Source organism: Polaribacter sp. (assembly GCF_051251875.1).
GTDB lineage: Bacteria > Bacteroidota > Bacteroidia > Flavobacteriales > Flavobacteriaceae > Polaribacter.
This window is the reverse complement of the sequence record NZ_JBPOGL010000023.1, coordinates 26,602-42,183: the sequence shown is the minus strand read 5'-3', so window position 1 is coordinate 42,183 and position 15,582 is coordinate 26,602. Positions and strand designations below refer to the sequence as shown.

The window sequence follows — 15,582 nt, the reverse complement described above, 5'->3', positions numbered from 1 at the left end:
AGACTGAAGCAATTGTTTGAGCTCTTTTTTAGTGTCTGTTCGAGTGATTTTTCTGACGAAAAGGAAGGAAAATTGTATCGAGAACACACTAAAAAAAGCGAGTGCCTTTCGACCTCGCTCAAGATAAACTACAAGTGGGAAATAGCTTCAAAAAAAACTATATAAATTATGTACAGATTGCTTGGTAAACTGACAATGGCAATTTACAAACTAATCTTCCAAATCTGTATCTAATTCTGTATCAGAATTTTCTTTACGTTCTTTTATTTTACGGGTTCCTTCGTACAATTCATACTTTACAAACTTACAGTCTAAATCTCCGTTTTTAAGAGCAATTCTTTTTGAAGTTCGTAAACCAACGGCTTTTAAAGCATCTGTATCTGAAGTAATTAACCACGCGGTAGAACCTGGATAATTGTGTTTTAAAGTATCGCCAATTTTCTTATAAAATTCTTCTGTATCTATGTTTAAACGTTCGCCGTAAGGTGGATTAAACAAAATGGTTGTGTTTCCAAAAACTTCTTTTTTAGAGTTAAAAAAGTTCACGTGATGCACGCCAATAAATTCATCTAAATTAGCATTTTTAACATTGTCAATGGCTTTTTGTACCGCAGATGGCGCTTTATCAAAGCCCATAATTTTAAAATGCGATGAACGAATTTTCTTTAATAAAGATTCTTGAATTATAAAATACAAATCTTCATCATAATCTTTCCAATGCTCAAAGGCAAACAATTTTCTGTTGATATTTGCCGGAATATTATTCGCAATCATGGCGGCTTCAATTAAAATAGTACCAGAACCACACATAGGATCTATAAAGTTTTCATCGCCGGTATAACCAGACAATAAAACCATACCAGCTGCCAATACTTCGTTTATTGGTGCAATATTTGTTGCTGTTCTATATCCTCTTTTATGCAAAGAATCTCCGGAGGAATCTAAAGAAACTGTAAGCCAATCTTTCTGAATATGCACATGAATTTTAACATCCGGATATTTTAAATCTACATTGGGCCTTTTACTATATTTATGTCTAAAATAATCTGCAACGGCATCTTTAGATTTTAAAGAAATATAATGAGAATTGCTGGTAAAATTCTTAGAATTTACAACGGCGCCAATAGCAAAAGTACCGTCTACTTCTAAATAATTTTCCCATTTTATTTTCTGAATAGCTTCGTATAAATCTTCTTCATCATAGATTTTACACGTTTTTATAGGTTTTAAAATTCTAACAGCGGTTCTTAAAGCAATATTGGCTTTGTACATAAAACCTTTATCACCTCTAAAAGTAACACTTCTTACCCCTTCTTTAATATCTTGCGCGCCTAATTGCTTTAACTCTTCTGCCAATACACCTTCTAATCCAAAAAGTGTGGTTGCCGTCATTTTAAAATCTTTATCCATGGTTGCAAAGTTAAATATTCAAAGTTAGATATTAGTTATTAATAGTTAGAAGTTATAGATGTTTTAAACTTTAAAAAAGGTATTCTATAAATTCATTCTACAAAAGGTAAGATTTGGTTACTTTTACAGACTGAATCTGACAAAAGTAATTGATAAAGTAATAACCAAATATTGTTTACATTATTATCTTACTGAATGCTAGATTATTGCAAATTATATAGAAATGAAACAAAAAGATTGGTTTAAAGATTGGTTTAATTCACCATATTATCATATTCTTTACAAAGAGAGAAATGATGATGAAGCACAGTTGTTTATGAAGAATATTACTTCTTTTTTAAACTTACCTAAAACAACTCATATTCTAGATTTGCCTTGCGGAAAAGGAAGACATTCTGTATTCTTAAACTCTTTAGGTTACAAGGTTACTGGTGGCGATTTGGCTGATAACAGCATAAAATTTGCTAAAGAATTTGAAAATGACACCTTAAAATTTAAGGTACATGATATGCGCCAACCGTTTAACCACAGCTATGATGCTATTTTTAACTTGTTTACCAGTTTTGGCTATTTTGAAGATGACAAAGAAGACATTCAGATTTTACAAAATATAAAAAACGGCTTGCACAAAAATGGTTTTTTTGTGTTTGATTTTTTAAATGCTGAAAAAGTAAAAATTAATTTGGTTGCTACCGAAACAAAAATTGTTGATGGAATTACTTTTAACATTACAAGAGAAATTAAAAACAACTTTATTCTTAAGCATATTTCATTTTTTGCTGATGGCGAACATCATTCTTATAGAGAACAAGTAAAATATTTAGATTTACAAAAAATGACTTCCTTCTTTGAAAAAGTAGGTTTTACCATTACCAATATTTTTGGAAATTATAATTTAGACACCTACAAAGCTCCAACTTCTGATCGATTAATTATTATTGCAAAATGAGTTACATTCTTTTAATAGCTTCTGTTTTTATTGGTACTTTGTTGGTTTTTATTTTAAAACCGTCTAATAAAGTGGTTCGTTTATTACTGGCCTTTAGTGGCGCATACCTGCTATCTGTAACAATTTTACATTTATTACCAGAGGTATATTCTGAATCTACAAATCATAAAAAAACAGGTATTTTTATTCTGGCAGGAATCATAATTCAGTCTGTTTTAGAATCGTTTTCTAAAGGCGCAGAACATGGTCATATTCATATTCATTCTAATGGAAAAGAGTTTCCTACTTTGCTGTTTGCAAGTTTGTGTTTGCATGCTTTTTCTGAAGGAATTCCTATTCATAATACTGGCGATAACCTAATCTGGGCCATTTTAGTGCATAAAATACCTATTGCTGTGGTATTAACTACTTTTTTAATAAAAACAAAATACTCTAAAAAAATAACTTTTATTTTTTTAACTGCATTTGCATTCATGAGTCCGTTGGGGGTTTTAATTGGTCATAAAATTTCATTTTTCACAACCTATGCTACAGAAATTACGGCTTTAATTATTGGTGTATTTTTACACATTTCTACTATCATTCTTTTTGAAGGATCTGAAAATCATAAATTTAACCTACAGAAATTTACTGCCATTATTTTAGGAGTGCTGCTTACTGTTTTAACGTTATAATTATTATACCTATATTTAAGGAACAGAATATACCTATTTGTAGGTATGTTTTTGCGTTTTAAATTTTGGATATTTGGAGGGTACAACCTCAAAAAAAAAAGCTATGAAATTTTTAAATAAATTGCTATTATCCTTATTTACTCTGTTTTTGATTGTTATTTCTTGTAAGAACAAAGAAAAAGAAAAGACGAGTACACAACAAGATATTAAAAAGGACAGTATAATTGAAATTAAAGCAAGAACTACTAATAGTTTAAAACAAAAAATAGCCATAGATATAAAAGACCCAAGAGCAATATTACAATCAGAAAGACACAGATACACAGGAACCTTCAAAATTTACTCTAGCAAAGATGGTCATGACAGTTATTTTGATTCAGAAGATAAAAATACAATCAAAGTTAAAATTGGAGTACCAAATATAAATTTCAGAATTTATGGTGTTTATAACATCAGCCAAGGTAATAAAAAAGGCATTGTTATACTGGTAACTGATGGCACAACTGCAAGTGCATGTGGTTCTGCCAATAATTTTATTTTAGAAGAAACATTTTTAGCAAATACTATTTTAGATGTCCATGGTAATTCTCCACTAAGTTTAGAAAATACTACAAACTTAAATGTTATTGTTTTTAATGAAGATAAAAATTCATTTAAAAAGGAATATATAAATGTCATTAAAAAACGTTTTTTACGACCAGGAAAATTTGATTATACATGCCGAGATTACCGCATTAACAAAGCAATAGTTCAACCCAAGCAAGGTGGCGGAGGCATCATTGTGGGCATCCCTTAGACTTTAAAAATGTTAAAAATAAAAATATTTGTAGTCTTGGGTTTTATTCTTTTACTCCCTATTTTTAGTTTTGCTAAAACTACTAGTGCCTTTTCTCAAAAAAAAGATTCGGCATTTTATTATTATAAAAAAGGTTTAGAGCATAGTTACAACAACCATGCAGATTTGGCATACATACATTTTTTAAAATCTTTAGAATTATATAAAAATACGGGAAATAATGACAGTGTTTCTAAATGCAATCTTCAAATATTTACACTGTTAGACGCACAAGAAAACAATAAAATAAAAGCGATTCCTTTTTTAAAAGAATATGAATTGTATAACAAAAAAATTAATGACACAATTGGTTTATTAATTACAGATGCATATTATGCCTCACACTATTTTAATTACAACTTTTCAAAATCAGAATTTTATTATAAGAAAGGGCTTCATCAAGCTAGAAAACTAGGTTTAGACATTTTTGAAGCTGGGTTTTCAACCAATTTAGGCACTTTATATAACCATTATGACACCTTATTACATGCCAAATATCATGTAAATGCTATTACTATTTATAAAAAAAATAATTTAAATAATAAACTTTTTTCTTCTTACTTAAATTTTGCAGAATACTTTTATAAGAAAAATGATTTTTCTAAAGCAATTGCGCAATTAAAAAATGCAGAAGGTATAAATCCAGATAAATACAATGCCAAAATGTTATCCATATTATATGGTAGACTTTCTGTGAACTATCAAAAAAATAATCAATACAAAAAAGCCAATGAATATTATTTGAAATCAGATTCTTTAGAGAAAATTTTAAATAATACACAACAAAACATAGCCATTTCAGATATTAAAGAAAAATATGATAATCAAAAATTAAGAGCGGATAACTTAGAAATAGAGCAACAAAGACAACAAAACAGAAATTTCTTAATAGGTGCACTCCTATTCATCCTACTAGCAGGAACTATTGCTATTTTATCACTAAAAAACTCTAAAAGAAAAAGAAAACTTGCAGAACAAGAAACGGCATTAGAAACACAAAAAAATCTTACCATTTTAAAAGAACAAGAACTAACCACCATTAATGCTATGGTAGATGGTCAAGAGAAAGAACGAAAACGAATTGCCGAAGATTTACACGATAATTTAGGTTCTGTGTTAGCTACTTTAAAAATGCATTTCGAAAACCTAAAAATTAACAATGAAAAGAAAAAAATAAGTCAGGAAATTTTGTTTGATAAAACGGAAGGCTTAATAGACGAAGCCTATTTAAAAGTACGCAGCATTGCACATGCTAAAAATGCCGGTGTAATTGCCAATCAAGGTTTGTTAGTTGCTGTTAAAATGATGGCCGAAAAAATATCATCCGCAGATAAAATTACTATTGAAGTAATCCATTTTGGGTTGAATAAAAGACTAGAAAACAGTTTAGAAATAAGTGTTTTTAGAATTATTCAAGAGTTAATTACCAATATTATAAAACATGCGGATGCTAAAAACGCAACCATTAACCTTTCTTTATTTGATAAAAACCTAAATATTATAATTGAAGATGATGGCAAAGGTTTCGATATTAAAAAAGTGAATCTTAAAAACGGCATGGGAATTAGCTCTATAAAAACAAGGGTTTCTCATTTAAAAGGCACTTTTAAAGTAGATGCTACTTTGGGTAAAGGTAGTTCTATCATTATTAATGTTCCGGTAAGTTAAATTAATATAATTACAAATTTTTTCTTTTTTAACTTTAAAAACATTCCTAAATTCTATCATTTTACTTCTCACATTCTTAACAATCTCTTAAATAATAGTTGAGACCATTGTTAAAAACAATCTACAGAATTAAAAATACAACTCAAAACACAATCCGTTTAAGTACTTTATTTTAAGACACTTACAAGAGAACAATAGATTATAAAAATTGTTTTCTATAAAATTATATTGAAACAATTATCAGCAAAACAGATTTACCAAAAATTCTATTCATTGAATTTGTAAAATCCACTTTTTCTAAGAATACCTATTTGTAGGTATATTGTTCAATCAACATAATATATACTTTGCTAACTTATTAATCTAAAATATATTATGTCATGAAAAATTTTACAAAATCAATTAAAAACGCTCTAATCTTATGCTGCATTCTTACATCATCAAGTTTGCTAGCACAAACCACTATTACAATAGACAACAATCCAGGCTCTACCACTACCTACAAAACCATACAAGACGCGCATGATAATGCTACAGCCGGAGATATTATTTATGTACAACCTTCTGGCACATCCTATGGTGCTCTTACCATAGACCAATCCTTAACCATTGTTGGCCGCTCTCATAGCGAGACAGGTAAAGTTTCGGAACTGGGTTCTGTAAAAATCCGTTCTTCGGCTGTAACATTAAAAGGTTTAAAGATTTCTAATTTAAACCCACAAAGTTCTGGAGCACTTACACCGCCACCTTTTGTAGGGCTTAATATTTTTGAGTGTGAAGTTAATTCTTTACAATTAGGAGCAGGTAATTCGGCTTCAAATATTATTACGGAAGATGTTACTATTAGAGGTTGCTATTTAACAAGTTCAAATTACATTTATGAAGATACTAAAGATGTACTTTATTCTAACAATATTTTTACAACTAGTTCAATATCCATATATAACACTACCAGTGCCATTATTGCCAATAATATTTTTAAGTTTACCTCTGCTCTTAACATTTACAACTATAACAGTACAGGAACCGCCATATTATACAACAATATGTTTATTTCTAATTATAGTGGGGCTGCAGTTGTGAATTTAAATTATGGTCCTTTTAACCTTTCTAATAATCTAACATATAATTACGACACCTCTTTCTCGGCAAGTATCGCATTTGCTGAAGTATCAGGTGGTACATTAACAGAAGGAAATACACTTGCAGAAACGGACCCATTATTTACAAATGTAGATAGTAGTGTTAGCAGTAGTTTTGCAGGAACAAGTTCTTTTAAACCAGAAACTCGTTTAGAAGATGATCTTACCTTGCAAGCAACTTCACCTGCACTTACTGGTGGTGGTGGTGGTACCGAAATGGGTATTTACAACAACGGTTTTTTATATAACATGTTAGGCAACCCACGCGGTATACCTACACTAGATGTGGTAACCTATGATGGTGCTGTGCCAAAAAACAGTAATATTAATGTAACCATAACAGCTAAAGCACATTAATTATGAAAGCGCTATACAAAAATGTGCGCTTACCAATAAACCATACACACCTATTTGGATTTTTACTGTTATTCTTTTTAAGTTTTGCCACTACAAAGGCGCAAAGCATACAACAATTAGAATATTATTTTGGTAACGATCCTGGGTTTGGCAATGGTACTATGGTAACCACAACCGCAAATACAGGCTCACTTACACAAGCCTTAACACTACCTACTACAGGTTTAAATGAAGGCTTTCATAAACTTACCATACGTGCCCAAGATAATGTAGGTACATGGGGTTTATATAAAGATGTAACCTTTTATATTTCTGAAGATTTTAGCAGTAGCGATCCTATTTCTAACTTAGCCGGCGCAGAATATTGGTTTGATGCAGACCCTGGGCAGGGTAACGGAAATGCTTTAACAATAACAGGAAGTCCGAGTGAAACTACTGAAAACTTTGTAATTCCGCTAGGTACGTTAACCGTTGGTTTTCATACTATTGGTTTACGAACACAAAATTTAGATGGTGCATGGAGTTTTTTTAGTAATAAAGCGTTTTATGTTTCTGAAGAATTTAGCAGTAGCGATCCTGTTTCTAACTTAGCTGGCGCAGAATATTGGTTTGATACTGATCCTGGGCAAGGCAATGCTAATGCAATAGCAATAACAAGTAGCCCAAGCCAAACTACAGAAAACTTTGTAATACCATTAGGCACACTAGATTCTGGTTTTCATAATGTAAGCTTACGTACACAAAATCTAGATGGTACTTGGGGAATGTATGATAAAAAAATATTTTATGTTTCTGAAGAAATAAATGGAAGCGATCCTGTTTCTAATTTAGCAGGAGCTGAATATTGGTTTGGTACAGATCCAGGACAGGGTAATGCAACTGCTCTTGCAATTACAGGAAGCCCAAGTGAAACATCGCAAAACTTTGTGCTGCCTTTAGGTACTTTAGAGACTGGTTTTCATAAAGTGGGTTTGCGTACACAAAACCTAGATGGAACTTGGGGAATGTACGATAAAAAAATATTTTATGTTTTTAAAGAACAAGATAACGCACCCGCAGCTGCAATTACTGAAGCCGAATTTTTATATGATGCCGAATTAGGTTTTGGAACAGGAACCGCTGCAGCCATTACGGCAACAGCAAATCCGGACGAGTATGTCATAGAAATACCTACCGATTTGGTTACTTGTGATATGCACGATATTTGGTTAAGTGTTAAAAACGCCGATGGCAATTATGCCTTATACCAAATTGCGTTAGATGTAGATGTTTTTGATAACTTACCTCCTACTATTGTGGTGTTTCCAAACATCACAGCAGAATTAGATGCAAACGGACAAGCTTCTATTACCATTGCAGATGTAGATAATGGTACTTTTGATGATTGCCAATTAGTTTCGGTAGTATTAAATGAAACACAATTTAATTATACTTGTGCTAATCTTGGTACAAATACGGTTACAATAACTGCAACAGATGCTAAAGCAAAAGTAAGCACAAAAGATGTTACAATTACCGTGTTAGATGTAATAAATCCTGTAGCAAAAGCTCAGAATATAACTGTACAATTAGGTGCCAACGGAACAATAGTTGTAGACCCTTCTGAAGTAGATAATGGTTCTACAGATAATTGTGGTATTGCTAGTAGCAGTTTAGATGTTGCGTCTTTTACCTGTGCTAATTTAGGTGCAAATACGGTTACCTTTACCGTAAAAGATTCATCAGGAAACAGTAATAATGCCACAGCTACTATTACAGTAGAAGACACGGTTAAACCTACCGTAATTACACAAAACATTACTGTACAATTAGATGCTTATGGTAATGCATCAATAACTGCAAATGAAATAGATAACAATTCTACTGACAATTGCACAATAATTAGTTCAAGTATTGATATGACAACTTTTACTTGTGCTAACTTAGGAGACAATACAGTTACCTTATCAGTTACAGACCAAAGTAATAATACAGGAACTGCAACCGCAATTGTTACGGTAGAAGACACAATAAAACCTACAGTGATTACGCAAAACATTACTGTACAATTAGATGCTTCTGGTAATGCTACTATTGCAGCATCACAAATAGAAAATGGTTCTACTGATAATTGTTCAATTGCAAGCAGTAGTTTAGACATTACTAGTTTTTCTTGTGATAATATTGGAGCAAATACAGTGACTCTTTCTGTAAAAGATCAAAGTAATAATACAGGAACAGCAACAGCTATTGTAACAGTGGTAGATAGTATAAAACCAACTGCAATTACGCAGAATATAACGGTACAATTAGATGCCAATGGCGCTGCAACCATAACTGCTGATGAAATAGATAACAGTTCTACTGATAATTGTTCAATTGCAACAAAATCCATAGACATTACCAATTTTACCTGTGCTAATTTAGGAGCAAATACCGTTACATTAACCGTTGCAGACGCTAGTAATAATAGCGATGCTAAAACAGCCATTGTAACAGTTGAGGATACTATAAAACCTACGGTGATTACGCAAAACATTACTGTACAATTAGATGCTTCTGGAAATGCTACAATTACAGCTTCACAAATAGAAAATGGTTCTACTGATAATTGTTCAATTGCAAGCAGTAGTTTAGACATTACTAGTTTTTCTTGTGATAATATTGGAGAAAATACGGTGACTCTTTCTGTAAAAGATCAAAGTAATAATACAGGAACAGCAACAGCTATTGTAACAGTGGTAGATAATATAAAACCAACTGCAATTACGCAGAATATAACGGTACAATTAGATGCCAATGGCGCTGCAACCATTACTGCGGATGAAATAGATAACAGCTCTACTGATAATTGCTCAATTGCAACAAAAACCTTAGATATCACCAATTTTACCTGTGCTAATTTAGGAGCAAATACAGTTACATTAACAGTTGCAGACGCAAGTAATAACAGCGATGCTAAAACAGCCATTGTAACTGTAGAAGACACTGTAAAACCTACTGCAATTGGTAAAGATATTACGGTAGATTTAGACGGAAATGCTTCTGTTACAATTACCGCTAATGATGTTGATAATGGATCATCAGACAATTGTAACTTTACATTAAGCATTGATGTTGATACTTTTACTTTAGAAGGAGTTTATCCCGTAGTATTAACTGTTACCGATAGCGATTTAAATACAAACTCAGCTACAATTATGGTAACTGTAACGGACAAAAGTTTAAGTATAAAAGTTGCCGATACGCCGTTTGAATTTAATATTTATCCTGTGCCAACAAAAGAAATTTTACACATTTCTTCTGATAAAACTATAAACACCATCACAGTTTTTGATCTTAATGGTAAACTAGTTTTAAATATTAAAAAACCGAAACAAAATCAAATTCAAGTTTCAGATTTATCAAATGGAGTTTATATGATAAAAATAAACACAGAAAACGAATCTTCTGTAAAATACTTTATAAAGGAGTAATTGAACATTTAAATTTAATAAGTCTATTAAAAATCCCCTTTTTAGGGGATTTTTTTATGCCAAGTGATTGGTAAAAACATCCTGATGATTGCAAATCATTGCTCTTTAATTCAATCACGGAAAACTATTTAGAAATCATAATTTATAACACAATTATTAAATTAAACTACTAATCTACAACCTACATTAGTAACTATCTTTAAAAGAAATAATACAAGCTCTTTATCCTATTAAAAATTAGTTTCAACCTTGTTAATGACACGTTTCTATTGCTCTTTAATTTTAATATTTTTATTCCAATTAAAAATATATTAAGAACAATTTTCAAGCATAAAACATACACTTATCAATACCTGAGTTTCTAATATTAATTATTTAAGATGTAGTACTATTTACATGTTTTTACAATAATTTTTTGAAAGTTCTGAAAATCATAAATTTAACCTACAGAAATTTACTGCCATTATTTTAGGAGTCCTGCTTACTATTTTTACTTTATAGTTATTTTACCTATATTTAAGGAACAGAATATACCTATATGTAGGTATGTTTTTGCGTTTTAAATTTTGGATATTTGGAGGGTATTAATCAGCTAAAAAAAAATTATGAAAAATTCTCCGAAACTTATGTTCTTTTTTGGAATCCTAGCTTTTACAATTATTATGTTAATAGTTAGTAGAAAAGAACTTACCATGGAATCCGCCGAATTTTGGTTTTATAGAGTATTAACCGCATTGGCATCCGCTTCAATTAGTATTTCTATTCCAGGAATGTTACATATTAATTATGATTCTAAAGGAATTAGAGTTGGCAAAATGTCTGACGATGATAACGATACTGAACCAATGACTTTTGCTGAAAAAGAACCTACTATTACTGCTTCTGGTGCTATTGCTGTTTTTGTTTTGGTGTATTTATTTAATCCTTTGATGTAAATAGTATATTATTAGATTGTAATACTAGTTATAAGCTATTGGGCTTTTTTATTGTAAAACATGTACTAACCTAAAAAATATTAAAATAAGTTTAAAAATGGATAAAATAAATTTTTTTAATCTTTTTGACAATATTACTGAAGATTTTGTAAATAAATTTGGAGATTTAGACGGAATCAACTATTTAGCGATTAAACAAAGTTTTATTGGTAATTATAAAATTGAGTTAGGGTATGAAAAAGCGAAAGTAGAAAAGGAAACTTTAAAAAAAATTAAGATTTATATGGTTTCTAAATTACCAAAAAGCAGTAATTACTTTAGTATACCTAGAATATTAAACACAAAAATTAGACAAATATTTAATTACACTACCAAAACATTAAAAAGTGGTTTTGATTATAATGACACACAAGATAATGATGAATTAATATCTGATTATTTAATTTATAATGTAGATAACCCTTTAAAAAAAGGATCACTTGGAGGCATTTTTAGCATTCAAGATAATAATGATTTTTACCTAATATCAAATCACCACGTTATAAATGGAGAATTAGGATCAAAAATTAAGAATACTCAAAAAAAAAATAATATTATTGGCACACTATATTGGCAAAAATTTGATTCAAGAATAAATTCTAACCGAGTAATTGGTAAATATGATGTAGCGATTGCTAAAATTACCAATAAAACATATTTTCCAAACAATTTTGAATATAAATTTAATCATAAAAATTTAATCGAAACAACTTTTAAAATAAAAAACATTAAAGCTAATGGTGCAAAATCGGGTGTAGAGCCGGGTAAACTATATTCAATAAAAGCATTAGTAAAAGTGGAAAATGACTGGTATAATAATCAAATTTTAATTACGGACTGTGATCTTTACAAAGGAGATTCTGGAGCATTAATTACAGATGTAGATAACAATGTACTGGGCTTATACATAGGAGGTTCATCGCAAATAAAAGTAGCAAATAACCTTTTTAATCTTTTTAAAGAAACAGTAAATAGTAACCCAAAAATTAGTTTAAAAAATTTTTATTAATTAAAAAATTATGAAATTTAAAGAAATTAACAAAGACACTAATAATCCTCAAACAATTAGAGTTTACAATACCGAGCACTTAGATATTAATGCAACTTATACTTTAGATCATAAAAAAATTGATGCTATTAGTTTAGAAGTTGTACAACAAGATAACTTTAATAAATATAAAATGGTAAGTGCACACTTGTGTAGCAATTTTTTAAAAAACAAGGGCATACATCACTTACTAATAAATATGATTAAAGATAAATCCGAACCTAATCAATCTATCATTCATCCTACAATTAATGGAAATCCAAAAATTGATTCTCATACATTTATTATGACCACAGTTTACTTATATGACCATGAAGATGAAGAAATTAATAGTTGTAAATATGACCCATTGGGTTTTCATCAAAACCCAGAATCTAAAGATGGTACTATTATTATAGGAAGACCATAATTACATTTTGTATACATTGGCAAATAAAATATTTAATATGATCTTAATATCTGTAGCTTTTTTAGTTACAGATATTAGCTTTTCTCAAAATGTAAATTTTGAGAAAGTACTGGTTGCATTTAAAAAAAATGACTTTAAAAGAATTGATAATTGTTTAAAATTAATAGACACTTCCAATATTTCTAAATATGACAAAGCTACATGGTTATTTTATAATGCAGATTATCATTTTAGAATAGATAAACAAGATATTGCATTTGAACACATTATAAAGTCTAAAAATATTTTTTATTCATTACAGAAAATTGATGACGCCATTGATTGTAATATTTTATTGTTAGCTATTTTAAGTCATCAAATAAATTTAAAATTAGATACAGAAACTATTATTAAAGAAACCGAAAAATATGCAAAAGAAAAAAAAGACTCTTCTGCAATAATAACTGTTTATAATAGAATTGGTGCAAAATTTATTCATTTAGAAGAAGGAGAAAAAGCTATAAAGTATTTTAAAAAAATAATACCCATAGCAACACGACAAAAAGAATATATAAGAATAGGAGATAGTTATGAGAATATAGCTACAGCATTTGAATACTGTACCCCAAAAAGATTAGATTCTACTATCTTATACAGAAAAAAGGCTACCCCTTATTATATAAAATACAAAGATTATTTAACATTAGCATATAATTATAATAATCAGGGCCAGTATTATAAAAAAATTAAAAATTATAACCTTGCACTTAAATACTATAAAAAAGCAGATTCTATTTCTTTAAAAAAACATAAATATAAAAGCAAACTAATTTTCTACCAAAACTTAGCGGACACTTATAATTTAATTAAAGATTATCAAAATGAAACCTTCTATTTAAAAAAAGTTGCTACTTTAAAGGATAGTATTAATAATACAACACAAAACATAGCCATTTCAGATATTAAAGAAAAATATGATAATCAAAAATTAAGAGCGGATAACTTAGAAATAGAACAACAAAGACAACAAAACAGAAATTTCTTAATAGGTGCACTCCTATTCATCCTGCTAGCAGGAAGTATTGCAATTTTATCACTAAAAAACTCTAAAAGAAAAAGAAAACTTGCAGAACAAGAAGCGGCTTTAGAAACACAAAAAAATCTTACCATTTTAAAAGAACAAGAACTAACCACCATTAATGCTATGGTAGATGGTCAAGAGAAAGAACGAAAACGAATTGCCGAAGATTTACACGATAATTTAGGTTCTGTGTTAGCTACTTTAAAAATGCATTTCGAAAACCTAAAAATTAACAATGAAAAGAAAAAAATAAGTCAGGAAATTTTGTTTGATAAAACGGAAGGCTTAATAGACGAAGCCTATTTAAAAGTACGCAGCATTGCACATGCTAAAAATGCCGGTGTAATTGCCAATCAAGGTTTGTTAGTTGCTGTTAAAATGATGGCAGAAAAAATATCATCCGCAGATAAAATTACTATTGAAGTAGTCCATTTTGGGTTGAATAAAAGACTAGAAAACAGTTTAGAAATAAGTATTTTTAGAATTATTCAAGAGTTAATTACCAATATTATAAAACATGCAGATGCTAAAAATGCAACCATTAACCTTTCTTTATTTGATAAAAACCTAAATATTATTATTGAAGATGATGGCAAAGGTTTCGATATTAAAAAAGTGAATCTTAAAAACGGTATGGGAATTAGCTCTATAAAAACAAGGGTTTCTCATTTAAAAGGCTCTTTTAAAGTAGATGCTACTTTTGGTAAAGGTAGTTCTATCATTATTAATGTTCCGGTATAGGAACTCCTTATTTATAGGTACTTTTTCTAATTTCTAAAACCGTATTTTTATAAAAAAATAAACTATGATTACTATAATAATGGCAGAAGATCATCAAATGTTAATAGACGGAGTAAAATCTTTTTTTGAATATGATGATGAAATTAACATTATTGGCACTGTAAATGACGGAGAAGAATTGGTGAAATTAGTTTCATTAAAACAACCAAAACTAATAATTACGGATATTAGAATGCCCAGAATGGATGGCATAGAAGCTACAAAAATTATTAAGAAAAAGTTTCCGCATATTTATGTTTTAGCCATGACTATGTTTGATCAACCAGAAGCAATAAAACAAATGTTAGATGTTGGTGCAACGGGTTATATTCTTAAAAATTCTGGCATTAAAATGCTATTAAAAGCCATAGTTTCAGTGGCTAACGGAGAAACATTTTTTGACCCAAACGTAGCTTTTAACTTTATGAATAATTATATTGATGAGAATATAACTATTGGCAATTCTGATAAAATTATTTTATCGAACAGAGAAAAAGAAATTTTACAGCTTATTGCCAAAGGAAATTCTTCTAAAGAAATTGCTGAAGCACTTTTTATTGCAAAATCTACAGTAGATACGCATAGAAAAAACATGATAAGAAAGCTTGATTTATCTTCTGGAAGCGAATTGGTAAAATATGCTATTGATTCTAAATATCAATTTTAGTTCTTTTTCTACACAGTTTTTATATACTGTTTATACCTTCTGAAAATAAAAAAGTTACCAAAAGCATCATTTAGTTGTAATAGAAAAGTAGTTTAGACAAAAAAAAGAGGTTGAAATTACCTTTCAACCTCTTTTTAATATTTGTACTATTAAA

The 15,582-nt window shown here is 29.5% G+C and carries 12 protein-coding genes; 11 read left to right on the top strand and 1 reads right to left on the bottom strand.

Annotated features, from left to right (window positions below; all coding sequences use genetic code 11):
• Positions 1-210 precede the first annotated feature (210 nt).
• Positions 211-1,410 (bottom strand): THUMP domain-containing class I SAM-dependent RNA methyltransferase, encoded by a 1,200-nt coding sequence (locus ACSHW5_RS11150; RefSeq protein ID WP_435676211.1) that lies wholly within the window; start codon positions 1,408-1,410, stop codon positions 211-213.
• Between the two features lie 223 nt (positions 1,411-1,633).
• Here ACSHW5_RS11150 and ACSHW5_RS11145 point away from each other — a divergent pair, with 223 nt between their 5' ends.
• The 11 genes from ACSHW5_RS11145 (at position 1,634) to ACSHW5_RS11095 (ending at position 15,428) form a co-directional block, all read left to right on the top strand.
• Complete coding sequence (locus ACSHW5_RS11145; RefSeq protein WP_435676210.1) at positions 1,634-2,359, top strand: class I SAM-dependent DNA methyltransferase; 726 nt, start codon at positions 1,634-1,636, stop codon at positions 2,357-2,359.
• Positions 2,356-3,033: a ZIP family metal transporter gene (locus ACSHW5_RS11140; protein ID WP_435676209.1), complete on the top strand. Its 678-nt coding sequence runs from the start codon at positions 2,356-2,358 to the stop codon at positions 3,031-3,033. The genes ACSHW5_RS11145 and ACSHW5_RS11140 overlap by 4 nt, the downstream gene beginning before the upstream one ends.
• Before the next feature lie 103 nt (positions 3,034-3,136).
• Positions 3,137-3,829, top strand: coding sequence for a hypothetical protein (locus ACSHW5_RS11135; protein WP_435676208.1), 693 nt, complete (start codon positions 3,137-3,139; stop codon positions 3,827-3,829).
• Between the two features lie 9 nt (positions 3,830-3,838).
• Positions 3,839-5,536 carry an ATP-binding protein gene (locus ACSHW5_RS11130; protein ID WP_435676207.1) on the top strand — a complete coding sequence of 566 codons (1,698 nt, stop codon included), beginning with the start codon at positions 3,839-3,841 and terminating at the stop codon, positions 5,534-5,536.
• 380 nt (positions 5,537-5,916) lie between these two features.
• Positions 5,917-7,035, top strand: coding sequence for a hypothetical protein (locus ACSHW5_RS11125; RefSeq protein WP_435676206.1), 1,119 nt, complete (start codon positions 5,917-5,919; stop codon positions 7,033-7,035).
• A 2-nt stretch (positions 7,036-7,037) separates the two neighbouring features.
• On the top strand, positions 7,038-10,490 hold the full coding sequence (locus tag ACSHW5_RS11120) for a T9SS type A sorting domain-containing protein (RefSeq protein ID WP_435676205.1): 3,453 nt from the start codon (positions 7,038-7,040) through the stop codon (positions 10,488-10,490).
• A gap of 605 nt (positions 10,491-11,095) precedes the next feature.
• A complete protein-coding gene (locus tag ACSHW5_RS11115) occupies positions 11,096-11,425 on the top strand; it encodes a hypothetical protein (protein ID WP_435676204.1) in 330 nt (109 codons plus the stop codon).
• Positions 11,426-11,522: 97 nt separating this feature from the next.
• Positions 11,523-12,473 carry a hypothetical protein gene (locus ACSHW5_RS11110; RefSeq protein ID WP_435676203.1) on the top strand — a complete coding sequence of 317 codons (951 nt, stop codon included), beginning with the start codon at positions 11,523-11,525 and terminating at the stop codon, positions 12,471-12,473.
• A gap of 10 nt (positions 12,474-12,483) precedes the next feature.
• Positions 12,484-12,921, top strand: a complete 438-nt coding sequence (locus tag ACSHW5_RS11105; RefSeq protein ID WP_435676202.1) for a hypothetical protein — start codon at positions 12,484-12,486, stop codon at positions 12,919-12,921.
• 37 nt (positions 12,922-12,958) lie between these two features.
• Positions 12,959-14,722, top strand: coding sequence for an ATP-binding protein (locus ACSHW5_RS11100; protein WP_435676201.1), 1,764 nt, complete (start codon positions 12,959-12,961; stop codon positions 14,720-14,722).
• Positions 14,723-14,786: 64 nt separating this feature from the next.
• The gene (locus ACSHW5_RS11095) at positions 14,787-15,428 is read left to right on the top strand and encodes a response regulator (protein WP_435676200.1); all 642 of its coding nucleotides are present in this window, start codon (positions 14,787-14,789) and stop codon (positions 15,426-15,428) included.
• Positions 15,429-15,582: the final 154 nt, after the last annotated feature.

Coding starts and splice junctions, on each gene's coding strand:
- ACSHW5_RS11150 (WP_435676211.1), bottom strand. CDS start 1,410: ATGGATAAAGATTTTAAAATGACGGCAACCACACTTTTTGGATTAGAA.
- ACSHW5_RS11145 (WP_435676210.1), top strand. CDS start 1,634: ATGAAACAAAAAGATTGGTTTAAAGATTGGTTTAATTCACCATATTAT.
- ACSHW5_RS11140 (WP_435676209.1), top strand. CDS start 2,356: ATGAGTTACATTCTTTTAATAGCTTCTGTTTTTATTGGTACTTTGTTG.
- ACSHW5_RS11135 (WP_435676208.1), top strand. CDS start 3,137: ATGAAATTTTTAAATAAATTGCTATTATCCTTATTTACTCTGTTTTTG.
- ACSHW5_RS11130 (WP_435676207.1), top strand. CDS start 3,839: ATGTTAAAAATAAAAATATTTGTAGTCTTGGGTTTTATTCTTTTACTC.
- ACSHW5_RS11125 (WP_435676206.1), top strand. CDS start 5,917: ATGAAAAATTTTACAAAATCAATTAAAAACGCTCTAATCTTATGCTGC.
- ACSHW5_RS11120 (WP_435676205.1), top strand. CDS start 7,038: ATGAAAGCGCTATACAAAAATGTGCGCTTACCAATAAACCATACACAC.
- ACSHW5_RS11115 (WP_435676204.1), top strand. CDS start 11,096: ATGAAAAATTCTCCGAAACTTATGTTCTTTTTTGGAATCCTAGCTTTT.
- ACSHW5_RS11110 (WP_435676203.1), top strand. CDS start 11,523: ATGGATAAAATAAATTTTTTTAATCTTTTTGACAATATTACTGAAGAT.
- ACSHW5_RS11105 (WP_435676202.1), top strand. CDS start 12,484: ATGAAATTTAAAGAAATTAACAAAGACACTAATAATCCTCAAACAATT.
- ACSHW5_RS11100 (WP_435676201.1), top strand. CDS start 12,959: ATGATCTTAATATCTGTAGCTTTTTTAGTTACAGATATTAGCTTTTCT.
- ACSHW5_RS11095 (WP_435676200.1), top strand. CDS start 14,787: ATGATTACTATAATAATGGCAGAAGATCATCAAATGTTAATAGACGGA.